This is a genomic window from Rhodococcus sp. NPDC059179, from assembly GCF_042754885.1.
GTDB lineage: Bacteria > Actinomycetota > Actinomycetes > Mycobacteriales > Mycobacteriaceae > Rhodococcus_G.
Genome location: NZ_JBHZBV010000012.1, coordinates 89,893 through 112,121 on the forward strand (window position 1 = coordinate 89,893; position 22,229 = coordinate 112,121).

General features: G+C 70.6%; 17 protein-coding genes. 5 read left to right on the forward strand and 12 right to left on the reverse strand.

Annotation, left to right across the window (positions count from 1 at the left end; all coding sequences use genetic code 11):
• The first annotated feature begins 384 nt into the window (after nt 1-384).
• Nucleotides 385-1,026, forward strand: coding sequence for an FABP family protein (locus tag ACFXMV_RS19560; protein WP_378499687.1), 642 nt, complete (start codon nt 385-387; stop codon nt 1,024-1,026).
• A gap of 265 nt (nt 1,027-1,291) precedes the next feature.
• Here ACFXMV_RS19560 and cydC read toward each other — a convergent pair whose 3' ends face one another.
• The 5 genes from cydC to ACFXMV_RS19585 form a co-directional block, all read right to left on the reverse strand.
• Nucleotides 1,292-2,989, reverse strand: a complete 1,698-nt coding sequence (gene cydC, locus ACFXMV_RS19565) for a thiol reductant ABC exporter subunit CydC (RefSeq protein ID WP_378499679.1) — start codon at nt 2,987-2,989, stop codon at nt 1,292-1,294.
• Entirely contained in the window at nt 2,986-4,725 is a 1,740-nt protein-coding gene (gene cydD, locus ACFXMV_RS19570) for a thiol reductant ABC exporter subunit CydD (RefSeq protein ID WP_378499680.1), read from the reverse strand. The genes cydC and cydD overlap by 4 nt, the downstream gene beginning before the upstream one ends.
• A complete protein-coding gene (gene cydB / locus ACFXMV_RS19575) occupies nt 4,726-5,748 on the reverse strand; it encodes a cytochrome d ubiquinol oxidase subunit II (protein WP_378499681.1) in 1,023 nt (340 codons plus the stop codon).
• A 15-nt stretch (nt 5,749-5,763) separates the two neighbouring features.
• Nucleotides 5,764-7,257: a cytochrome ubiquinol oxidase subunit I gene (locus ACFXMV_RS19580; protein WP_378499682.1), complete on the reverse strand. Its 1,494-nt coding sequence runs from the start codon at nt 7,255-7,257 to the stop codon at nt 5,764-5,766.
• 169 nt (nt 7,258-7,426) lie between these two features.
• A complete protein-coding gene (locus tag ACFXMV_RS19585) occupies nt 7,427-8,299 on the reverse strand; it encodes an aminodeoxychorismate lyase (RefSeq protein ID WP_378499683.1) in 873 nt (290 codons plus the stop codon).
• A 55-nt stretch (nt 8,300-8,354) separates the two neighbouring features.
• Between ACFXMV_RS19585 and ACFXMV_RS19590 the strand changes: the two genes are divergently transcribed.
• From ACFXMV_RS19590 to ACFXMV_RS19605, 4 genes are all read left to right on the forward strand, one after another.
• Nucleotides 8,355-9,482, forward strand: coding sequence for a YgfZ/GcvT domain-containing protein (locus tag ACFXMV_RS19590; RefSeq protein WP_378499684.1), 1,128 nt, complete (start codon nt 8,355-8,357; stop codon nt 9,480-9,482).
• Nucleotides 9,479-10,162, forward strand: a complete 684-nt coding sequence (locus ACFXMV_RS19595) for an MOSC domain-containing protein (protein WP_378499685.1) — start codon at nt 9,479-9,481, stop codon at nt 10,160-10,162. The genes ACFXMV_RS19590 and ACFXMV_RS19595 overlap by 4 nt, the downstream gene beginning before the upstream one ends.
• On the forward strand, nt 10,159-11,115 hold the full coding sequence (locus ACFXMV_RS19600; RefSeq protein ID WP_378499686.1) for an asparaginase: 957 nt from the start codon (nt 10,159-10,161) through the stop codon (nt 11,113-11,115). The genes ACFXMV_RS19595 and ACFXMV_RS19600 overlap by 4 nt, the downstream gene beginning before the upstream one ends.
• Nucleotides 11,116-11,253: 138 nt before the next feature.
• A complete protein-coding gene (locus ACFXMV_RS19605) occupies nt 11,254-11,454 on the forward strand; it encodes a DUF3073 domain-containing protein (protein ID WP_378503420.1) in 201 nt (66 codons plus the stop codon).
• Nucleotides 11,455-11,605: 151 nt separating this feature from the next.
• Here ACFXMV_RS19605 and purM read toward each other — a convergent pair whose 3' ends face one another.
• The 7 genes from purM to ACFXMV_RS19640 all read right to left on the reverse strand — a co-directional run bounded on the left by purM (nt 11,606) and on the right by ACFXMV_RS19640 (nt 22,181).
• The gene (gene purM / locus ACFXMV_RS19610) at nt 11,606-12,691 is read right to left on the reverse strand and encodes a phosphoribosylformylglycinamidine cyclo-ligase (RefSeq protein WP_378403306.1); all 1,086 of its coding nucleotides are present in this window, start codon (nt 12,689-12,691) and stop codon (nt 11,606-11,608) included.
• A 76-nt stretch (nt 12,692-12,767) separates the two neighbouring features.
• Entirely contained in the window at nt 12,768-14,366 is a 1,599-nt protein-coding gene (gene purF / locus ACFXMV_RS19615; protein WP_378501447.1) for an amidophosphoribosyltransferase, read from the reverse strand.
• 133 nt (nt 14,367-14,499) lie between these two features.
• Complete coding sequence (locus tag ACFXMV_RS19620) at nt 14,500-14,886, reverse strand: sterol carrier family protein (RefSeq protein ID WP_378501446.1); 387 nt, start codon at nt 14,884-14,886, stop codon at nt 14,500-14,502.
• Nucleotides 14,883-16,631, reverse strand: coding sequence for an alpha/beta hydrolase (locus tag ACFXMV_RS19625; protein ID WP_378503437.1), 1,749 nt, complete (start codon nt 16,629-16,631; stop codon nt 14,883-14,885). The genes ACFXMV_RS19620 and ACFXMV_RS19625 overlap by 4 nt, the downstream gene beginning before the upstream one ends.
• Nucleotides 16,632-16,746: 115 nt before the next feature.
• The gene (gene purL, locus ACFXMV_RS19630) at nt 16,747-19,020 is read right to left on the reverse strand and encodes a phosphoribosylformylglycinamidine synthase subunit PurL (protein WP_378501361.1); all 2,274 of its coding nucleotides are present in this window, start codon (nt 19,018-19,020) and stop codon (nt 16,747-16,749) included.
• Nucleotides 19,021-19,208: 188 nt separating this feature from the next.
• Nucleotides 19,209-20,534 (reverse strand): DUF4185 domain-containing protein, encoded by a 1,326-nt coding sequence (locus ACFXMV_RS19635; protein ID WP_378501359.1) that lies wholly within the window; start codon nt 20,532-20,534, stop codon nt 19,209-19,211.
• Nucleotides 20,535-20,894: 360 nt separating this feature from the next.
• Nucleotides 20,895-22,181, reverse strand: coding sequence for a M18 family aminopeptidase (locus ACFXMV_RS19640; RefSeq protein WP_378499485.1), 1,287 nt, complete (start codon nt 22,179-22,181; stop codon nt 20,895-20,897).
• Between the last annotated feature and the right edge of the window lie 48 nt (nt 22,182-22,229).

A 22,229-nucleotide genomic window follows, 5' to 3' on the forward strand; every position in this document is an offset into this window, starting at 1 on the left:
CCGTTCCAAACCCCCCCCACATTTTCCCCCCCCGGGCGCCGGGGCGTTTTTTACCCCCCCCCGGGGGGCCCACCCCCCATTGTGGGCCGCCGCGCCCCCGCCCCCCCCCCGGGGCGGGGCGCCGCTTTACGTTTCACGCCCCGTCGTACCCGCCCTCCCGACGTAGTCGGCACCCACGGCATGCGCCTGCGACGCATCGGTTTACACTGTTGCCGTGGTCATCTTCTTCGAGGTTCTACTCGCCTTCGCCTGCGTGCTGATTGCTTGGTTCTCGCTGTATGTCGTGTACCGCCTGGTGACCGACGAGTCGTGAGCCAGACGTCCGGCCCGGACGACGGTGTGCCGCCCCACGCGGGCGAGGACGCGCCGTCTGATGTCGCATCCGTGCAGCGGGGCAGCGGCGACAGGGCCGTAGCCGCAGCCGAGGAGCGCGCCAAGGAAACCAGTGCGCGCAACCTGCCGGTGCTGCCCGGACTCCCCATCCCCGAGGACACCGCCAACCTCCGCCTCGGCCCCGACCTGAACCCGGGCATGCTCGCACTGCTCCCGCTGGTCGGCGTCTGGCGCGGCGAGGGCGAGGCCAACAACCCCGAGGACGGCGAGTACCGCTTCGGCCAGCAGATCGTGGTGTCGCACGACGGCGGGAACTACCTGCACTGGGAATCGCAGTCCTGGGTTCTCGACACCGACGGCGAGTACGTCCGACCGGACCTGCGCGAGAGCGGGTACTGGCGGGTCGCGGGTGACGGCATCCCCGGGAGCGTCGACGAGGAGGTCGTCGAGCTGCTGCTCACGCACAGCTCCGGCGTCGTCGAGCTCTACTACGGTCAGGCCCTCACCCAGTCCAGCTGGGAACTCGCGACCGATGTGGTCATCCGCAGCAAGCAGGGCGCACTGGTCGGCGGCGCCAAGCGCCTGTACGGCATCGTGGAGGGCGGCGATCTCGCCTACGTCGAGGAACGCATCCTCGCCGACGGCCCCCTGAAGCCGCACCTCTCGGCCCGCCTCGCCCGCTACATCGGCTAGCGGCTGGCGCCGGAAAGCGGCCCCCGGGCCGTACCCGTGCGCGGACGCTTGTCTCGCACGGGTCCCGGTCGGACTCGACCGGGGGCTCGGGGGCCGGGTAGCTGCCTGGGATTCGCCGGCCGCATGCGCGGTTGATGGAACCCCACCGTCAGCGGTAGCGGCTAGCTGACAGCCACCTCACGCGTCCTGTAGTTCTTCAACTTCAGACCACCTCCTTCCTCGTGTACGGACGAAGGTACGCCCGCCACGAGGGCCTCGCAATCGATTAAATCGCCGCCTCTTCCTGCGCGGATGCCGACTCGCTCCCGACCGCGATCAGCAGGTCGGCTCCCGTGTCGGCGGGCAACTGGTGGGTCACCACGACAACAGTCCGTCCGGGATCCACCACCCCGGCGCCGCGGTCGAGCAGGCCCCGCAGCAGCGCCGCGCCCGCCTCCGCGTCGAGGTGCTCGGTCGGCTCGTCCAGCAGCAGCACCCGTGCGGGCGACGCGATGGCCCTGGCCAGCAGCAGCCGCCTGCGCTGGCCACCGGACACCGACCGGCCGCCCGACGCCAGCGAGGTGTGCACGCCGCCGCGAAGCCCGGCCACCCAGGACGCGAGCCCGACCTTCTCCAGGACCGCCCGCGCCCCGGCCTCGTCGAGGGCGCCGTCGGCGACCCGCAGGTTCTCGAGCAGCGAGGTGTCGAACAGGTGGGCGTCCTCGGCGAAGAACCCCACCGCGCGGCGCAGCGAGTCGGAGTCCACCGCCGCGATCGGGCTTCCGTTCACCGTCAGGGATCCGGCCGCGGGTGCGAGCAGACCGGCCAGGGTCATCAGCATCGTGGTCTTCCCCGCGCCGCTGGGCCCGACGATCACCACCCGCGCGCCCGGCGCCAGGTGCAGATCCAACGGCTCGGTCACCGATCCACCTGGCCACCCGCAGCGCAGGCCCTCGGTGCGCAGGTGCACCGGCCCCTCGACGGGTACACCCCCGGCAGGCGCGGGTTCCCCGGCCCGGTCGAGCAGGTCCATGATGCGCGCCGACGCCAGTCGCGCCCTGGTCAGCGCGACCGCCGCCGCGGGCAGCGCGGCCGTGCCCTCGAACGCGGCAAGCGGGACCAGCACCAGGATCGCCAGCGCCATCGGGGTCATGCCGCCCGCGGTCCCGCCGCCAGGGCCGTACAGCGCGATGCCGATCAGCAGCGATCCCAGCACACTCGCCCCGATGGCGAGCGGGGTCGCGGCCGCGGCGAAGGCGGACGGCACCGCGGCCCGGTCGGTGGCCCGGATCGCGCCGGACTCCCAGCCGTCCGCCGCCAGGACCGTCTCCTCGAGTCGGCCCGCGACGCGGAGCTCGGCCGCGTGGTCGAGCGCCAGCACCGCGGTCTCGCTGTATCGCGCCGACGCGACCGCCCCGTCCGCCTCCGCCATCCGCGCGGCCCTGGCGGACAGCACCGGGGCGAGTACCCCCGAGACCGCGAGCGCGACGGCCAGGACCAGCGCCGCGGCGGGTGAGATCAGCGCGAGCCCGACGGTCGCGGCGACCGCCAGCACCGCGGCCACGGCCATCGGGATGAGCGCCCGGACCACCACGTCGCCGAGCGTGTCGACGTCCGCCCCTGTGCGCGCGAGCAGGTCGCCGCGGCGCAGCCCGGCAGGCGCGGCCGGGTCCCCGGTTGAGAGCCTGCGGTAGATCCGTTCGCGGGCAGCGGTGGTGCCGCGCAGCGCGGCGTCGTGGGTGGCGAGCCGTTCGATGTACCGGAACACCCCGCGCGAGATACCAAGGGCCCGAACCGAAACGACGGCGACCGTGAGATCGAGCACCGGCGGCATCTGCCAGGCCCTTGTGATCAGCCAGGCGGAGATCGCGGCCAGCGCGAGGGCACTACCGAGGGTCGCCACGCCCGCCGCGACGGCGGACAGTATCCGGCCCGGCCGCAGGTCCAGCAGCCGGAGGGCGCGCAGCAGCGGATCGCGACTCATGCCGACACCCCCGAGTCCCGGTCCGCACCATCGGTATCCACCGCGCCGCCTGCACCCTCGACCAGCACCACCTCGTCGCCCGCCCGCAGCACCGCGTCCCGGTGCCCGACCATCACCACGGTGCGACCGCGAGCGGCCAGCCCGCACACCGACCGGAGCACCGTCGCCTCGGTCGCGGGGTCGAGGTGCGCGGTCGGCTCGTCGAGCAGCACCACCCGGGCCTCGGAGAGCAGCACCCGGGTCAGCGCGAGACGCTGGCGCTGCCCAAGGGACAGACCCAGGCCACCCACCCCGACCCGGGTCTCCCAGCGGTCCGGAAGCTCGGCCAGCACCAGGTCGAATCCCGTTGCCGTGCACGCCCTGTCGAGCTCCTCCGCATCGGCATTCACCGGACCGGTGAGTTCGAGGTTTTCGCGGAGCGTGCCTGGTATCAGCACCGGGTGCTGCGGAAGCCACGCCACCTCACGCCACCACTGCTCGGCATCGAGTGCTCGAACGGGGGTCCCGCCGACCGACACCTCACCCGCGTCGGGGTCGGCGAGGCCGAGGATCAGGTGCAGCGCCGTGGACTTGCCGGATCCGTTGGCTCCGGTGAGCACGGTGACCCGGCCGGGCTCCAGCGTCGCGTCGAGTCCGCGGGGCGCCCAGTGCCCACGGGCCCGCATCCCCACCCCGCGCAACACGATCGGGCCGCGGGGCACGGCGCGCGCACCCTCCCCCGCCACCACCGGTTCCCTGCCGTCCAGCACCCCGAAGGCCTTCTCGGCGGCCGCCATTCCGTCCTCCGCGGCATGGAACTGCGCGCCGACCATCCGCAGCGGCAGGTACACCTCGGCCGCGAGGATCAGCGCGATCACGCCCCCGCGCAGTTCCATGTCCCCGAACACCAGCCGCAGGCCGATGCTGACCGCGACCAGCGCCACGCAGAGGGTGGCCAGCAGTTCGAGCACCATCGCGGACAGGAACGCGATCCGCAGCGCCGACATGGTGGTGTGCCGGTGTGCGTCGCCGAGGTCACGGACCCGGGCCGCCGGACCGCGTTCACGGCCGAGCGCCCGCAGCGTTGGCAGTCCCGCGAGCAGGTCGAGCAGCTGCGCGGACAGCGTGGTCATCGTCGCCAACGAGGCGGCCGCCTTGCCCTTGGTCAGCAGGCCGATCAGGATCATGAAGATCGGCACCAGCGGCAGCGTCAGCGCGATGATCACCGCGGAGGTGCGGTCGGCGAACAGGATCACCAGCAGCGTGAGCGGGGTGACCGTGACCGCGAGCAGCAGGGCGGGCAGGTAGCCGGTGAGATACGCGCGCAGGCCCTCGATCCCGCGGGTGAGGACGGTGGCCAGCTCGTCGCGACGTGGATCCAGCTCGCGCGGCGGCAGCTCTGCGGCCGCGGCGAGCACCTCACCCCGGAGCTCCCCGATCACCCTCGACGCCGAACGATGCGCGAATCGTGCATGCGCCCACGTGGATACGGTCCGCACCGCGATGGCCGCGGCCAGCACCGCCAGCTCGGTTCGCCAGGCGCCAATCGACCGAGCCGCCGGGTCGGTGATCACGCCTGCCAGCACCGTCCCGATCATCAGCGCCGACGCGATCACCGTCGCCGCGGTGACCAGGGACAGTGCCACCGTGAGCACCAGGTAACCGCGGGCCGACCTCGAGTAGCGCCACAGCCTGGGATCCACCGGGCCGCGCGTGCGGGGTTGCTCCGTGGGCGCGGCCGGTGCGTCGATCGACATCTAGCGCGACTTCAGGGGTAGCCCGATCGAGGGCGGGATGTGCTTGGTCGAGATCCGCTGGCGGAATACCCAATACGTCCAGCCCTGGTAGATCAGCACCACCGGCGTCATGATCACCGCTGCCCACGTCATCACCTTGAGCGTGTAGTGGCTCGACGACGCGTTGTCGATGGTGAGGTTGTAGGCCTCGGAGATCGTCGAGGGCATGACGTTCGGGAACAGGGAGCCGAACAGCAGTGCCACGGTGGCGATCACGGCGACGGAGGTCAGCACGAACGCCCACCCCTCACGCTCGACCGCGGTCAGCGCGACCACGCCGAGCAGGGCGGCCGCCGCGACGGCGACCAGGATCCAGGTCCATCCCTTGCCGTGGGCCAACTGGGTCCACAGGACGAAGGCGCCGGCGACCACGACCGTCGGGACAGACAGTCGTGCAGCGAGTTTCACCGAGTCCTCACGAACCTCGTCGGCGGTCTTGAGCGCGAGAAAGACCGCACCGTGCAGCGCGAACACCAGCGCGGTGGTCGCCCCGCCGAGCAGTGCGTACGGGTTGAGCAGCGCGAAGAAGCCGGAGGTCACCTGCTTGTTCTCGTCGATCGCGACGCCCCGCACGATGTTCGCGAAGGCGACGCCCCACAGCACCGCCGGGACCCACGATCCGATCATGATGCCGAGGTCGCAGCGCGCCCGCCACGTCGGGTCATCGATCTTTCCGCGCCATTCGATCGCACAGACCCGCAGGATCAACGCGACGAGGATCAACAGCAGCGGGAGGTAGAAGCCCGAGAACAGGGTGGCGTACCACTCCGGGAAGGCCGCGAACAACGCGCCGCCGCCGGTGATCAGCCAGACTTCGTTCCCGTCCCAGACCGGGCCGATGGTGTTGAGCATCACCCGTCGCCGGGTGTCGGTTCGCCCGAGCACCGGGAACAGCATGCCGACGCCGAAGTCGAAGCCCTCCAGCACGAAGTAGCCGACGAAGAGTACCGCGATGAGAACGAACCAGAATTCCTGAAGTCCCATGGTCTTCCTCCCGCCTCAGTACGCGAACGACAGTTGTTTGGGCTCGCCCGGTTCCTCGGGCTCCTGCTCGTCGCCCGGCGGATGCATGTCGTGCGCCGACGGTCCCGCGATCGCGTACCGCCGGATCAACATGAACCACACGACGCCGAGTGCGGCGTAGACCAGGGTGAAGACGATCAGCGAGAAGACCACCAGGCCGGTCGGGTGATCGGACACGCCCTGGTCGACGGTCAACCGGATCTGGTCCACCCCGGTCGGATTCGGGTGCACCACCCAGGGCTGGCGGCCCATTTCAGTGAACACCCACCCGGCGCTGTTACCGAGGAAGGGGGTGGGGATGGCCAGGATGGACAGCCAGCCGAACCACTTCTGGTCCGGGACCCGTCCGCCGCGGGTCATCCAGAGCCCGACCACCGCGAGCAGGGCCGAGCCCGCCGCCCAGCCGATCATCGCGCGGAAGGTCCAGTAGGTGACGAACAGGTTCGGCTTGTAGTTGCCCGGCCCGAACTGCTGCTCGTACTGCTCCTGCAGTTCGGTGACGCCCATGATGGTGGAGTTGAAGTCGCCGTCGGCCAGAAACGAGGTCAGGCCGGGGATGCTGATGAGCTGGGTGATGTTCTCGCAGTTGTTCTGGGTGCCGACGGTCAGGACAGAGAAGTCGGCGCCGGTCTCGGTGTGGCACAACGATTCCGCGGAGGCCATCTTCATCGGCTGCTGCTCGAACATCAGCTTGGCCTGGATGTCACCGGTGATCACGAGGCCGACGCCGGAGGCCACCATCACCCAGAGCGCGAGGATCGTGACCGGGCGGAACATCGTCCGGCCGGTGTCCTTGTGCGCGGCCGCGACCGCGGGGTCCGTGGCCTCCTTGGCCTTGCGCATGCTGCGCACCATCCACCAGCCGCCGATGCCCGCGACGAAGGTGCCCGCGGTGAGGAGAGCGCCCGCCACCACGTGTGGGAAGGCGGCCAGCGCGGTGTTGTTGGTGAGCAACTCCCAGATGCTGGTGAGCTCCGCGCGACCGCGTTCCTCGTTGTAGCGCGCGCCGACCGGGTGCTGCATGAAGGAGTTCGCGGCGATGATGAAGAAGGCGGACGCGTTCACACCGATCGCGACCAGCCAGATCGTCGCCAGGTGAACGAGTTTCGGCAGCCGACCCCAGCCGAAGATCCACAGGCCGAGGAACGTGGACTCGAGGAAGAAGGCGACCAGCCCCTCGAGCGCCAGCGGTGCGCCGAACACGTCGCCGACGAAGCGGGAGTACTCGCTCCAGTTCATCCCGAACTGGAACTCCTGCACGATGCCGGTGGCGACGCCGAGCGCGAAGTTGATGAGGAAGAACTTGCCGAAGAACTTGGTGAGCCGGTACCAGTGGTCCTTCTTGGTGATCACCCACATCGTCTGCATGATCGCGATGAGCGGGGCGAGCCCGATCGTCAGCGGGACGAGAATGAAGTGGTAGACGGTGGTGATTCCGAATTGCCACCGAGATACGTCCAGTGCGTCCATGGCTTCTCCCATGCAGTGCCCGTCGGACAGGCTTGACCGGGGCCGAGTCGTGGGCTGACGCCTCAGTCCCGCTTCAAAAGGTACGGCCTGCGACCCGTTGCCGCAGGCCTTTATCTACTACCGACAGTAGTAGTGGAGTCAAGTTGTCCGCGCCCGACGCGGTCCGCCGTCAGGCGGCGTCCGGCGACGCCCCGACCGTCTCCGCGGACAGGTCCACCAGCGCGGACAGCTCCGCGGCGATCTCCGGCACCGCCGTCACCCGACCGTTCAACATCCGCACCCGTGCGGCGAGAGTCACACTCGAGAGCAGCCAGACACCGTCCGCCAGAATGAGATCCGCAGGCCGCAACGACGCCACCTCGGTGCGGAACCCGTGCTCCCCCGCGACCGCGAACAGCGCCCGCTGGGTGGTCCCTGGCAGGATCCCCTGGTCCACCGGTGGCGTGATCAGCGTGCGCCCGCGGGCGATGACGACGGTCGAACGGGGACCCTCGAGCACGAGACCCTCGCTGCTGGTGAAGATCACGTCGTCGGCGCCCAGCGTGTTCGCGTGGCGCAGCGCCGCCATGTTGGTCGCGTAGGACAGCGTCTTCGCGCCCAGCAGCTGCCAGGGCGCGAGCGCAGCGAGATCCACCGAGAACCCGCGGGGCAGGGTGACCACCGCGATGCCGTCGCGCCGGGCGGCCGAGACCCGCTCGTCGACCTGGCCGATCGTGAGATAACCGGTTGGCCCGCCCCCGATCTCGCGGCCGCGGCTGAGCACCAGCCGCATCAGCCCCTCCCCATCGGCGTCCCACTCCGCCAGCGCGGTGCCCACCGCGGCGCGCCAGCGGTCCAGATCCTGCTCGGGCAGGTCCATCGCGGCGGCGGACGAGTTCAGCCGTTCCAGGTGCAGTTCGATGGTGCACGGGGAACCGCCCCGCACCAGCACGGTCTCGAACACCCCGTCACCGCGCACGGCCGCCAGGTCGTCTGCGTAGAGCAGCGGCTCGTCGGGATCATGCACCTTGCCGTCGAGGGTCACCAGTACGCGCGGGGCCATGGCACCACCCTAGGACGAACGACCGGCCGAGGCCGAACGCTCCTACTATGGGACTGTGTCCGAGTCGCTGCGCATCACTCCCAGTCCGCTGCTGTCCTCCCCCGGTGCCATCGCGGGGCCGGACGATTCCCTCGACGCCGGCGTGGCCTGGCACTACGGCGACCCGCTGCGCGAGCAGCGCAGCGCCGAGAGCGGCGCAGCCGTGGTGGACCGCTCGAACCGATTCGTGCTCTCGATCGGCGGCCCCGAACGCCTGACCTGGCTGCACACCATCTCCAGCCAGCACATCGCGCAGCTGCCCGACGGCGGTTCCGCCGAGAACCTGAGCCTCGACGTGAACGGCCGCGTCGAGCAGCACTTCGTGCTGACCGATCTGGACGGGGTCACCTGGATCGACACCGAACCCGCCTACGGCGCCGGCCTGCTGGCGTTCCTGCAGAAGATGGTGTTCTGGGCGAAGGCCGAGCCGGCCGCTGCGCCCGACATGGCCGTCCTGAGCCTGCTCGGACCCGACGTGCGGCGGCCGAAACTCCTTGCGGCGCTCGGGATCGCCTCGCTCCCCCCGGTCTACGGCGCGGTCGCGCTGCCGGGCGGCGGCTTCCTCCGCTCGATGCCATGGCCCGGCGAGCACGCCTTCGACCTGGTCGTGCCCCGCGACCAGCTCGCCCGCTGGTGGGAAGCGCTCACCGCCGCAGGCGCCGCGCCCGCGGGCAGCTGGGCCTTCGAGGCCCTGCGGGTGGCCGCGGTGCGACCCCGGATCGGGGTGGACACCGACGAGCGCACCATCCCGCACGAGGCCCGCTGGATCGGTGGCATCGCCGAACACGGGGCCGTGCACCTCGACAAGGGCTGTTACCGCGGCCAGGAGACCGTCGCCCGGGTGCACAACCTCGGCAAGCCGCCGCGACACCTGGTGCTGCTGCACCTCGACGGTTCCGCGGACACCCGCCCGGAGCCCGGCGACCCGGTCACCGCGGACGGCAGGACCGTCGGGCACCTGGGAACCGTCGTCGACCACCACGAGCTCGGCCCGATCGCGCTGGCCCTGGTCAAGCGGACCGTGCCGACGGACACCGCGCTGCTCGCCGGCTCGGTGGCCGCGTCGATCGACGCCGACTCGGTGCCCAGCTACGACGCCGTGCAGGCGGGCCGCGCCGCCGTCGACCGGTTGCGCGGCCGGTGAGCGGCACCGAGCGCGCCGCCACCGGCAGGGTGGAGGCCGTCTGTGTGGTGCACGCCGACCGCGACAGCGGCACCAAGCGGGTGCCGCGCACCGCGATCGACAAGCGCCCATGCGGCGGACCTGTGCGGATCGGACCGGCAGGCCTCGACGGCGACCGCGTGTGCGACACCGAGTTCCACGGCGGCCCGTTCAAGGCGGTGTACGCGTATCAGCAGGACGAGGCGCAGCGCTGGGAGTCGGAGCTGGGGCGCCCGCTGCCCGCCGGCTGGTTCGGCGAGAACCTGCGGGTCAGCGGGATCTCCGCGAGCGACGCGGTGATCGGCGAGCGCTGGCGCCTGGGCGACGGGGACCTCGCCGCCGAACTGGAGGTGACCGGCCCGCGGACCCCGTGCGGCACCTTCGGCGTGTGGTCGCAGGAGCCGCACTGGGTCAAACGGTTCGCCGAACGCGCCGACACCGGCGCCTACCTGCGGGTGGTGCGCGGTGGCCTGGTCGCCGCTGGCGACGCCATCCACCGCGTGCACATCCCCGAACACGGCGTGACGGTCCGCGACCTGTTCACCGGGCGGGACCCGGAAAGTCTGGTCGCGTTGCTCGAACAGCAGCCCGACCTGTCGCCTACTGTCGCAGACAAGGCACGCCGACGGATCGCCGGACGGAAGGTGCAGGTGGAGTATTGAGCGTCGAACTGGTCGAAGTGGATCGCTCCGGTTTCCGCGAGTGCGTGCACCGCGGCTCGGTGGTCGTGCTGGACCCCGACGGTGAGGTGATCCTGGCCCTCGGCGAGGTACACACCCCGATCTACCCCCGTTCGTCGAACAAACTCATGCAGGCCGTGGCCCTGCTCCGCAGCGGATTCACCCCGGCCGACAGCCGCGAACTCGCCATCGCCGCCGCGTCGCACGAGGGCGAACCCGAGCACGTCGCGGTGGTGCACCGGCTGCTCACCCGCAACGGGTTCGCGGAGAACCAGCTGCGCTGCCCGCCCGACCTGCCGTCGAACGAGACCGCAAGGGCCAGGGTCCTCGCCTCCGGCGCGCTGCCGCGGCGGATCTTCATGAACTGCTCCGGCAAGCACGCGGCGATGCTCGCGGCCTGCGCGAGCAGGGACTGGCCGCTGGAGAGCTACCTCGAACCCGCGCACCCCGTGCAACTCGCCGTCGTCGACACCATCGCCGAGCTGGCGGGCGAAACCGACTTGGAGCTGGGCATCGACAGCTGCGGGTTGCCGATCGTGCCGCTCTCCCTGACCGCCCTCGCGCGCGGATTCGCCGCGCTGGTCACCGCCGACGTCGGCAGCCAGGAGCGCGCGGTGGCCGACGCCGTCCGGGAGCATCCGTGGCTGATGTCGGGCACCGGGCACGACGACCTCCTGCTGATGAGTGCCGTGCCGGGGCTGGTCTGCAAGGTGGGCGCCGACGGGGTGCACGCAGGCGCGCTGCCCGACGGCACCTCTTTCGCACTCAAGATCGACGACGGTGGCGAGCGCGCCCGCCTGCCGCTCACGGCGGCCCTGCTGCACCGGCTCGGGGTCGTCTGGACCGAGGATCTTGCGGAACTCGCCTCGCCACCGGTACTGGGTGGGGGTGTCCGGGTCGGCACCATTCGGGCCATTCCGGGCGTTTTGAGATAAATCAGACACCGAACGCGGCCAGGGGTGGGAGCGCCCGCCGAGTTCTCAGGCTAGAGTGTGTGTCAGGAAGAAATACACACTCAAACGGGGCCGCCAAAAATTCCCAGGCCGCCCCGCGGAAGCGCGAGGGGGTTGGCCATGGGCCGCGGCCGGGCTAAGGCAAAGCAGACCAAGGTTGCACGCGAGCTCAAGTACAGCTCGCCGTCCACCAATTTCGACAGCCTGCAAAAGGAACTGTCGGACAGCTCTCCCAGGAACGGGGTGCTCTCCGAACCGCGTTCCGACCAGGACGGCGTCTCCCGATGGGATGACGACGACTCCGACGACTGGCGCCGCTGACTGAACGCTGCGAAATGAGGGGGAGCCCACCGGGCTCCCCCTCATTTCCGCATGTGCGGCACCGGAGCTAATCCACACAAAAGCGAACGGACCGTTCAGCCCCTGAGGGTCTGAACGGTCCGTTCGGTGTGTCTGTCGAGCCGCCGTGGGCTCAGAAGCGCGGGTGATCCCCGACCAGGCGAACCAGGTCGGATCCGTCCTGCTTGTCCGACGCCTTGGCGACGGTGCCGAGCGTCCAGCAGTCGATGTGGCGGGCGGTCAGCACCGCGAGCGCGCGGTCGACGTCCTCGGGCGCCACGATGGCGACCATGCCGACGCCCATGTTGAACGTCTGCTCCATCTCGGCGCGCTCCACCCGGCCGCGCTGAGCGATCATCGCGAACACCGGCGCCGGGCTCCAGGTGCCGCGATCGAGCTCGGCGACGAGTCCCTTCGGCATGACGCGGGCGAGGTTGTTCGCCAGTCCGCCGCCGGTGACGTGGCAGAAGGTGCGCACATCGGTCTCGGCGATCAGGGCCAGGCAGTCCTTGGCGTAGATCTTGGTCGGCTCGAGCAGCTCCTCGCCGAGGGTCCGGCCGAACTCCTCGACGTGGCCGCCCAGCGACATCCGGTCGATCTCGAGCAGCACCTTGCGGGCCAGCGAGTAACCGTTCGAGTGCAGACCCGACGAACCCATACCGATCACCACGTCGCCCGGGCGCACCCGCTGCGGGCCGAGCACGGCATCCGCCTCGACGACGCCGACGCCGGTTGCGGAGAGGTCGTAGTCGCCGTCCGCCATCAGTCCGGGGTGCTCAGCGGTCTCGCCGCCGAGCAGCGCGCAGCCGGCGATGATGCAGCCGTCGGCGATGCCCTTGACCAGTTCCGCGACCCGCTCCGGCACGACCCGCCCGACGGCGATGTAGTCCTGCAGGAACAGCGGCTCGGCGCCGCACACCACGAGGTCGTCGACGACCATCGCGACCAGGTCGAGGCCGAGGGTGTCGTGCTTGTCCATGGCCTGCGCGACGGCGATCTTCGTGCCGACGCCGTCGGTGGACGCCGCGAGCAGCGGCTCCTTGTATCCGCCCTTGAGCGCGAACAGCCCGGCGAACCCGCCCAGGCCGCCGATCACCTCGGGGCGGCTCGCCTTCTTGGCGAGCGGCGCGAACAGCTCGACGGCCCTGTCGCCTGCCTCGATGTCCACCCCCGCCGCCGCATAGGAGGCGCCGGTGGGGCGGTCGTTGTCGTCGGTCATCGGATTCGCTGCTCCAGCCATCTTCTCGGCGGCACCTTGGGGCACCGCATTGTGATCTACGTGCGACGCAACGCGCCTACGGTCGACTCAGCGCGCTGGCGTTGTCGTTGTCCTGCTTGGCCGCGGCTCCCGCGGTGCTCTCCAACATTCCCTCGAGCACGTTCTTACCCATCGAGGTCTCGGTGGGCAGGGCAATCGGGTAATTGCCGTCGAAGCAGGCCGAGCACAGTCGCGACGCGGGCTGCTCGGTGGCCGCGATCATGCCCTCGATCGAGACGTAGCCGAGGGTGTCGGCGCCGATCGAGCGGCGGACGCCCTCGAGCATCTCGTCCATGCTGTGCCCGGTCACGCCGTCGGCCTCGCTGGCCCCCGCCCCGTTGGCGATCAGCTCCGCGGGAGAGGCGAAGTCGATGCCGTAGAAGCACGGCCACTTGACCGGCGGGGAGGCGATCCGCACGTGGATCTCCAACGCGCCCGCCTCGCGGAGCATCCGGATCAGCGCACGCTGGGTGTTGCCGCGGACGATGGAGTCGTCCACGACGATCAGGCGCTTGCCGCGGATGACCTCTTTGAGTGGGTTGAGCTTGAGCCGGATGCCGAGCTGACGAATGGTCTGCGACGGCTGGATGAAGGTGCGGCCGACATAGGCGTTCTTCATCAGGCCCTGGCCGTAGGGGATGCCGGAACCCTGCGCGTAACCGACCGCGGCGGGGGTGCCTGACTCGGGAACGGGGATCACCAGGTCGCCGTCGATCGGGTGTTCCTTCGCCAACCGGCGACCGATCTCGACGCGGGTGGCGTGCACCGACCGGCCGCTGATGGTGCTGTCCGGGCGAGCCAGGTAGACGAACTCGAACACGCAGCCCTTGGGCGTGGGTGCGGCGAAGCGCGAGGAGCGGACGCCGTCCGCGTCGATGGCGAGCAGCTCGCCCGGCTCGATCTCGCGGACGAACGAGGCGCCGACGATGTCGAGCGCGGCGGTCTCGCTGGCGACGACCCAGCCGCGGTCGAGCCGGCCGAGGCACAGCGGGCGGACGCCGTGCGGGTCGCGGGCCGCGTACAGGGTGTGCTCGTCCATGAAGGTCAGGCAGAACGCGCCACGCAGGGTCGGCAGCAGTTCCATCGCGGCCTGCTCGATGGTGCGGTCGGCCGCCGCGTGCGCGAGCAGGGCGCCGACGATGTCGGAGTCCGAGGTGGCGCCGCCGGGACGCTTGTCGTTGATCAGGCCGGCCTCGCGTGCCCTGGTCGCCAGCTCAGCGGTGTTGACCAGGTTGCCGTTGTGGCCGAGCGCGATGCCGGTGCCCGCGGCGGTGGTACGGAAGATCGGCTGGGCGTTCTCCCAGGTGGTGGATCCGGTGGTCGAGTATCGACAGTGCCCGACGGCGACGTGCCCCGGCATCGCGCCGAGGGTCTGCTCGTCGAAGACCTGACTGACCAGGCCGAGATCCTTGAACACCAGCACCTGTGAGCCGTCGGCGACGGCGATGCCTGCCGCCTCCTGACCGCGATGCTGCAGTGCGTAGAGGCCGTAATAGGTGAGCTTCGCCACATCCTCGCCCGGAGCCCAGACGCCGAAGACGCCACACTCCTCGCGGGGAGGCTGCTCGTCCTGATCCGACAGGTCTGCGGGTGCGAAGAGATTCGGGCTGTTGACCGACAATTCGGCTTGAGTCACCGGGGATGCTCCCTAGGGGGTGGGATGGGGGGCAAGGCCATTCTACGGGTTCGGCGCGAGTGCCTTAACCACAGGTGCCGCGGCCCCGCAAGTTGTCGCGCGGGTCACAATCCGGGCGCCCGGGGGCGCGCTCTCAGAAGCGGAGCAGCGGCAGCCAGTGCCCGATCTCGCCCGCCCTGGTGCCCGACGCCGTCAGCGTGCCCGCCGCCGACGCAGCGTCGAAGGTCAGTCCCCCGGTCACCAGCAGCAGCCAGCTCCGCGGGTCGGTCTCGACGACGTTCGGTGGGGTGCCGCGGGTGTGCCGCGGACCGGCGATGCACTGCACCGCCACGAACGGCGGCACCCGCACCTCCACCGAGGACCCCGGCGCGGTGTTCTCGAGGGTCCGCGCGCTCAGCCGGACGGCGGCCGCCAGTTCGGTCCTGCTGGGCGCGGGGGCGTCCGCGTCGGCCAGCCAGTCCCGGACCGCGAGCAGCGCCGCCCGCAGCTCGGCGGGGTCGATCTTCTTGCGCGCGGTCACTTCTCCGGCCCCTCGGTCCCGGCCTTCGCCTTCGCCTCGATCGCGGCGCGCGCCCGCTCGGTGTCGTCGACGGTCCAGCCGTCGGGGTGCGCCACCGCGACCCAGCCGTCGAGCACGGTGGTGCCGTAGTTGTGGCCGTGACCGTCTGGCACGCCCGCGGCGTTGGCGAGGTCGGCCGCGACCTGCCAGAACGTCACGAACGGGAACCAGCGCATGCTCGGCAGGCGGTCCGAGCCGGGCGCTTCCGACAGCCAGTCGGGGCGGTTGAAGATCAGGTCGGGGCTCCACCACACCACCGGATCGGAGGGGTGCTGGATGTAGAGCACCCGGGGATCCATCCACGGCGAGGGCGGATTCCCGATCGAGGCGGCATCGTTTGCGAAGCGCACCACCAGGCCGTCGGAGTACACCGGTTCGACCTGCGGGCTCCCCGGGTCCCGCCGCGCGACGAGCTGACTCCACAGGGTGTTCGAGTTCGGCGGCCCCACCCACAGCACCCCGTCGACGGTCTCCCGGATGTCGCCGAGACCCTCGAAGGCCGCCTCACCGGCCTGCGTTCCCAGGCTCTCGCCGTAGACCAGCAGCTTGGGTCGGGTCTCCACGGGTTCGCGCAGCCAGCGCTCGTGCACGCGGCCGATCAGCGCACGACCGGCCTCGGCGGCCTTGTCCCGGTCCGCGAGGAACGAGATCCAGCTGGGCAGGTAGGAGTACTGACTGGCCACCAGCGCGCTGTCACCGCCATGCACGAGCTCGATCGCCTCGGCCGCGGTCGGATTGACCCAGCCGGTGCCGGTGGTCGGGATGACGACCAGCACGCTGCGCTCGAAGGCGCCGGTGCGCTCGAGTTCGGAGATGATGACGTCCAACCGGGCGTCGGTGTCCTCCGCGGTCGCCAGCCCGGCGTACACCCGGATCGGTTCGAGCGCCGGCCTTCCGTTCGCCGCGGCCAGCTCGTCGGCGTGCATGCCGCGGGAGACGAAGTTGCGGCCCTCGAAGCCGAGCGATTCCCAGCTCGCGTACGAGTCGGGGCTGCCGGACCGTTCGGCGCCGGTGGGTTCCACGGCTCCGTCGCGGGTGGTGTCGTTCTGCAGGCTGAACGCCGAGTTCATGACCGCATATGCCGCATTGAACAGCACATCGGTCACCATCGTGTAGGCCAGGAACGCGACCAGGACCACCCCGATCGGCGCGGCCGCGGACCGCGGCACCTTCAGCCACCGGTTCAGGTAGCGGGCGATCAGCCTGACCAGATCCCGCAGCACCCGCCACAGCGAGATCGTCAGTGCCGCGATCAGCATGCTCAGCAGCAGCGTCCGGAGATAGCCGGTGGTGGTCGTGCCCTCCGCGTCGGTCAGCGCGGCGAGTTCCCGCTGCCAGGCCGCCGCGGCGATCAGCATGCCGACCGACACCAGGAGCGAGAGGGTCGGCACCGCGATCTTGACCGCCAACTGGACCCTGGCCGGCGGCGGCCACCAGCCCTGCTTCGACAGCAGGAACCGGTTGACCGCCCACCCGACGGCGGTTCCGACGCCGTAGCCGATGGCCGCGGTGATGCCGCCGATCAGGCCCTGGAAGAGCCAGTCACGGGGAAGCAACGACGGCGTCAGCGACCAGCAGAAGAACAGTGCCGCGAACGCGATGCCGGTGTAGTCCAGCCGCAGCAGGCCCCAGGCCCACCCGACGAACGGGTGCCGTTCCCGCAGCGCCTCCGGAGAGGCCAGAACCTCGACCCAGCTCGACTGCACGTGCGTCGCGTCGACCGCTCCCCCGGTCTGCTTCGTCCCGGCCTCGGCCCCGGACTGCGTCGTCCCGACCTCCGCCCCGGACTGCGTCGTCCCGACCTCCCCCCCGGTCAATGACTCAGCCGAAGAGTTCGGGGAGCGTCGCCTCCGACAGTTCGCGCAGCTCGGCCATGGTCACCGAGAACTGGCCCTGGACCTCGAGCGAATCCGAGCCCTCGTCGACGACGCCGATCCGCACCCACGGCAGCCCGCGCGCGGTGCACATGCCGGTGAAACGGGTCTCCTCGGTGCGCGGGACCGCGACCAGCACGCGTCCGGCCGACTCGGAGAAGAGCGTGACGAACGGGTCCGCGCCCTCGGGGAGCAGGATCCGGCAGCCGGTCTCGCCTGCCAGCGCGGCCTCGACGACCGCCTGCGCGAGGCCGCCCTCGGACAGGTCGTGCGCGGCGCTGATCAGTCCGTCGCGCGAGCCTGCCAGCAGGATGTCGGCGAGCAGCTGCTCGCGTGCCAGGTCGACCTTCGGGGGCACGCCGCCGAGGTGATCGTGCTCGACCTGGGCCCAGATCGAGCCGTCCAGCTCGTCGTGGGTCTCGCCGAGCAGGATCAGGGTCTCGCCCGGCTCCAGACCGAGGCCGGTCGGGATGCGGCGGTGCACGTCGTCGATCACGCCGAGCACGGCGACCACCGGGGTGGGCAGGATCGCCGTCGCGCCGGTCTGGTTGTAGAAGCTGACGTTGCCGCCGGTGACCGGGATGCCGAGGGTGGCGCAGCCGTCCGCGAGGCCGCGCACGGCCTGCTGGAACTGCCACATCACGCCCGGGTCCTCCGGCGAACCGAAGTTGAGGCAGTTGCTGACGGCCTTCGGGGTGGCGCCGGTGACCGCGACGTTGCGGAACGCCTCGGCCAGCGCGAGCTGGGCGCCGGTGTACGGGTCGAGCGCGGTGTAGCGGCCGGAGGCGTCGGTGGCCAGCGCGATGCCGCGGCCGGTCTGCTCGTCGATCCGGAGGACGCCCGCGTCGGCCTGCTCGGCGAGCACGGTGTTGCCGCGCACGTAGCGGTCGTACTGCTCGGTGATCCACTTGCGGCTGCACAGCTGCGGTGACGCGACCATGTTCAGCAGCGTCGTCTTCAGCTCGTCCGGAGTGGTCGGGCGCTTGAGGGCGGCGGTGGTGTCGGCCACGAGCGCGTCCTGGCTGGCGGGCCGCTGCACGGGACGCTCGTAGACCGGGCCCTCGTGCGCGACGGTGCGCGGCGGCACGTCGACCACGTTCTCGCCGTGCCAGTCGATGGTCAGGCGGTCGCCGTCGGTGACCTCACCGATGACGGTGGCGAGCACGTCCCACTTGCGGCAGACCTCCATGAACGCGTCCACGTTCTCGGGGGTGACCACGGCGCACATTCGCTCCTGCGACTCGCTGGAGAGGATCTCCGCGGCGGTCATGCCGGTCGCGCGGGTCGGCACCTTGTCCAGGTCGATGTGCATGCCGCCGTCGCCTGCCGCCGCGAGCTCGGACGTGGCGCAGGACAGCCCGGCGCCGCCGAGGTCCTGGATGCCGACGACCAGCTTCGCCGCGTACAGGTCGAGGCAGCACTCGATGAGCACCTTCTCGGTGAACGGGTCGCCGACCTGCACGGCGGGCAGCTTCTTGGGGCGGCCGCCGGAGGACTCGTCGAAGGTCTCCGAGGCGAGCACGGACACGCCGCCGATGCCGTCGAGGCCGGTGCGCGCGCCGAACAGGATGATCTTGTTGCCCGCGCCGGAGGCGAAGGCCAGGTGCAGGTCCTCGACCCGCATCACACCCGCGCAGAGCGCGTTCACCAGCGGGTTGCCCGCGTAGGACGCGTCGAAGACGGTCTCGCCGCCGACGTTCGGGAGGCCGAGCGAGTTGCCGTACCCGCCGACGCCGCGCACCACGCCGTCGACGACCCGGCGGGTGTCGGGCGCGTCCGCGGCACCGAAGCGGAGCTGATCCATCACCGCGATCGGGCGCGCGCCCATCGCCATGATGTCGCGGACGATGCCGCCGACACCGGTCGCTGCGCCCTGGTAGGGCTCGATGTAGGAGGGGTGGTTGTGCGACTCCACCTTGAAGGTGACCGCCCAGCCGTCGCCGATGTCGACGACGCCCGCGTTCTCGCCGATGCCCGCGAGCATCGAGGAGCGCATCTCGTCGGTGGTGGTCTCACCGAAGTACTTCAGGTGCACCTTGGAGGACTTGTAGGAGCAGTGCTCGCTCCACATCACCGAGTACATCGCGAGCTCGGCGTCGGTCGGGCGCCGCCCGAGGATCTCCTTGATCCGGGCGTACTCGTCTTCCTTGAGTCCCAGTTCCTTGAAGGGCTGGGCGACGTCCGGGGTCGCTGCGGCCTTGGTGACGGTGTCGACCTGCACGGTGCTCGTCTCTGAAGACACGGGGAGTCGGGTCCCTTCCCTGGAGGAATCGAATCGGCACCGCTGGCGGCGCGCTGCCTGGGCAAAGTCTAACCGGGTGCACCGGGACCGGCCGCACTGGCAGAGACGAGCGCGGCCCGCCCCGTCGAAACGGGAGCGGGCCGCGTCATGTCAGCTCTGTCGGTACGTCACTTCTCCGCGGGTGTATCCGCAGGTGCCTCCGCCGGAGCATCCTCGGGGAACTCGGTACCGATCCGCTGCGCCTCTCCCGTGGTCGCCGGGTCCGGCCGGTCGACCTGGTCGGTGGCCGCCATCTGCAATCCGTTCAGGTCGGTGCGCATGTAGATGACGTTGTACCGGTCCCAGGTGGTGACCACGGACTCCAGGTAGCGCCCGCTCGCCCACGGGTGCATGAAGCCGCCGTACACGGAGGGCAGCAGCACGTCGCTGATGATGGTCTGAGTGCCGCTCCAGGGGCCTTGCGGGTTGTCGGCCTGCCGGATGACCAGACCGCTCAGGTCGGTGTACATGGCGACGTACTTGCCGAGGAAGTCGTTCCACTGCACCGACAGCTCGCTGACCGGCGCAGGCATGACGGCCTTGGCCGCCGCCTGATCCGGCACCCAGCCGGTGCCGTTCCAGTACTCGTAGGCCGTCGGGTCGAGCAGCTTCTCGCCGCGGACCCGGGCCAACAGCGCGTCCCCGAACCGACCGGACGGCGTCCCGTACTCGTAGATGTAGCCGTCGCCCCGCCCCGTCAGGTAGGCGCTCTGCTGCCAGTCCTTGTTGGTGGGCGCGACGGCGGGGATACCGGGAATGCCGAGCCCGGTGTTGGCCCGCACCGTGCCGGCCTGGTTGACCCAGGTCTCGCCGTTGTCGGTCGAGGTGGCGATGGCCGAGTAGTTGGTGGTCCAGTTGCCCGGGGTGTCCCAGGATCGCACCGACATGTAGCGGACGTATTGGGTGCCGCCGAAGGACACCGCTCCGGTGGGGATGGTGGTGTACTCGCCAGGGATCTTGAAACCCTCGATGATCTCCTTGGAGTGGTTCGGCCGGTCGAGGGGCGAGCTGTCGATCCGCATGCCGTTGGCGAGTGAGGTGTCGGAACTGCGGAACAGCACATTGCTGCGCCAGTCGTCTTCGTCGACGCCGCACTTGCCCACCGTGTCGCCGAACGCGATCAGCGTGTTGTGCTGTGCGCCGGGCAGTCCGTTGTCCCACATGATGCCGAGGTCGGTGCCGGAGACGCTGAAACGGTCGATGGTGTCATTCGGGCTACCGGGCCCGGTCACCATCTCGATCGCCTTGGTGCGACCGGTCAGCTGCGGCAGGGCGCCGTCCGGCGGGCCGACGAGCCACGGCAGGGCCTGGCCGATCGAGCCCGTGACGCTGCCGAGTGAGCCGGTGGCGCTGCCGGAACTGCCTGATCCACCCTGCCCGCATGGCCCGCCCGCCGCCGAGGCAGGCGCGACCGCCGACGCCGAGAGGGCGATCGCGACCACCGTAGCGGACAACGCCGCAGGCCAAGACCGATTCACAGGGTGCACAGACAGGTCCTCTCGGATTCACACGGGAGCTCAGCGGGCGTGAGGCCCAGCCAAACACGAGAGAGCTGTTACTGCAGTGCCTGAAGTGACAATTGTTATCAATCGTCAACAAACGCCCTCGCCGAGCAGTCCTAGGGCATGTCTCCTAATCCCTCTCGGATGCACCTGACGAGACAATCGTCGTCCGGCAAGCCTAGGAGTCGCTCCGCGGGCTCCGCTCTTGCGCGGAGGAGGAGCCGATACCGCTGTTGTATCGGTGACGACGACAACGCCGCAGGGCGGCGATTGGACGTCAGGGGCGCCGAAATGGGGATTGGGAGACATGCCCTAGGCGACCGGCGTCAGGAAGGCGGCCAGCGCGTCTGCGTACGAGGTCACGTCGGCCGCGCCCATCAGCTCCCGCGCCGAGTGCATCCCCAGCTGCGCGGCGCCGACGTCGACGGTGGACAGCCCCGTCCGCGACGCGGTGATCGGGCCGATGGTGGAACCGCACGGCAGGTCCGCGCGGTGCACGTAGCGCTGCAAGGGCACCCCGGCCTGGTCGCAGGCCAGCGCGAAGGCTCCCGCACCGGCCGCGTCGGTGGCGTAACGCAGGTTCTGGTTGACCTTGAGCACCGGGCCGCCGTTGATCTGGATCCGGTGCGCGGGCTCGTGCCGGTCCGGGTAGTTCGGGTGGGTGGCGTGCGCCATGTCCCCGGACGCGCACACGGAGCCGGCCATCGCGCGCAGGAAGTCCTCCCGGCCGCCGCCGCGGGCCAGCACGATCCGCTCGAGCACCGAGTTCAACAGGTCCGAGAAGGCGCCGCGGTCGGACATGCTGCCGACCTCCTCGTGGTCGAACAGGGCCAGCACCGGAATCGCCTCGGCCGGGTCCTCCACCGCCGCGATCAGCGCCCGGCTGCCCGCGTAGCAGGTGCCCTGGTTGTCCAGCCGCGGCGCGCTGACCAGCTCGTCGTGCAGCCCCACCACGGCGCTCGGAGCCAGGTCGTGGGTCATCAGCTCCCAGCCGAGCACCGCGTCCGGGTCGACGCCAGCCTCCTCGGCGAGGAAGTCGAGGAACCGCCGCGGCGACGATCCGACACCCCAGATCGCGTTCACGTGCCGCTGCGGGTCGAGTTGCACGCCCTTGCGGTCCTCGGACAGGTGAATCGCCAGCTGCGGCACCCGCAGGATCGGCCGATCCACCCGGATCAGCGTGTCGCGCAGGGTGTTTCCGTCGCGAACGCTGAGCCGGCCGGAGACACCGAGGTCGCGGTCGAGCCAGGAGTTCAGCCAGGCGCCGCCGTACGGCTCCAGCCCGACCAGCTGCCAGCCCGCGGACTCGAGGTCGGGGTGCTGCTTGACCCGCAGGTTCGGGCTGTCGGTGTGTCCGCCGACGATCCGGAACGGCGCGGCCTCCCGTCCCGACGCCTCGGTGCTCCAGGCCACCAGGGAACCGCCCCGCACCAGGAAGTACCGGCCGGGCGCGGCGGGCCAGCCGTCGGTCTCGCGCAGCTCCACGAACCCGGCCGCGGTCAGCTCCGCGGCGACCGAGGCGCACACGTGGAACGGAGACGGCGAGGAATCGACGAACGAGCAGAGCCCGGATGCGGTGGCGTCGGTCAGCGAAGGCATGCAGCGATCCTATGACTGACACCGGACATGGCCGACCCTCGTGACCCG

Coding starts and splice junctions, on each gene's coding strand:
- cydC (WP_378499679.1), bottom strand. CDS start 2,989: ATGAGTCGCGATCCGCTGCTGCGCGCCCTCCGGCTGCTGGACCTGCGG.
- cydD (WP_378499680.1), bottom strand. CDS start 4,725: ATGTCGATCGACGCACCGGCCGCGCCCACGGAGCAACCCCGCACGCGC.
- cydB (WP_378499681.1), bottom strand. CDS start 5,748: ATGGGACTTCAGGAATTCTGGTTCGTTCTCATCGCGGTACTCTTCGTC.
- ACFXMV_RS19580 (WP_378499682.1), bottom strand. CDS start 7,257: ATGGACGCACTGGACGTATCTCGGTGGCAATTCGGAATCACCACCGTC.
- ACFXMV_RS19585 (WP_378499683.1), bottom strand. CDS start 8,299: ATGGCCCCGCGCGTACTGGTGACCCTCGACGGCAAGGTGCATGATCCC.
- ACFXMV_RS19605 (WP_378503420.1), top strand. CDS start 11,254: ATGGGCCGCGGCCGGGCTAAGGCAAAGCAGACCAAGGTTGCACGCGAG.
- purM (WP_378403306.1), bottom strand. CDS start 12,691: ATGACCGACGACAACGACCGCCCCACCGGCGCCTCCTATGCGGCGGCG.
- ACFXMV_RS19640 (WP_378499485.1), bottom strand. CDS start 22,181: ATGCCTTCGCTGACCGACGCCACCGCATCCGGGCTCTGCTCGTTCGTC.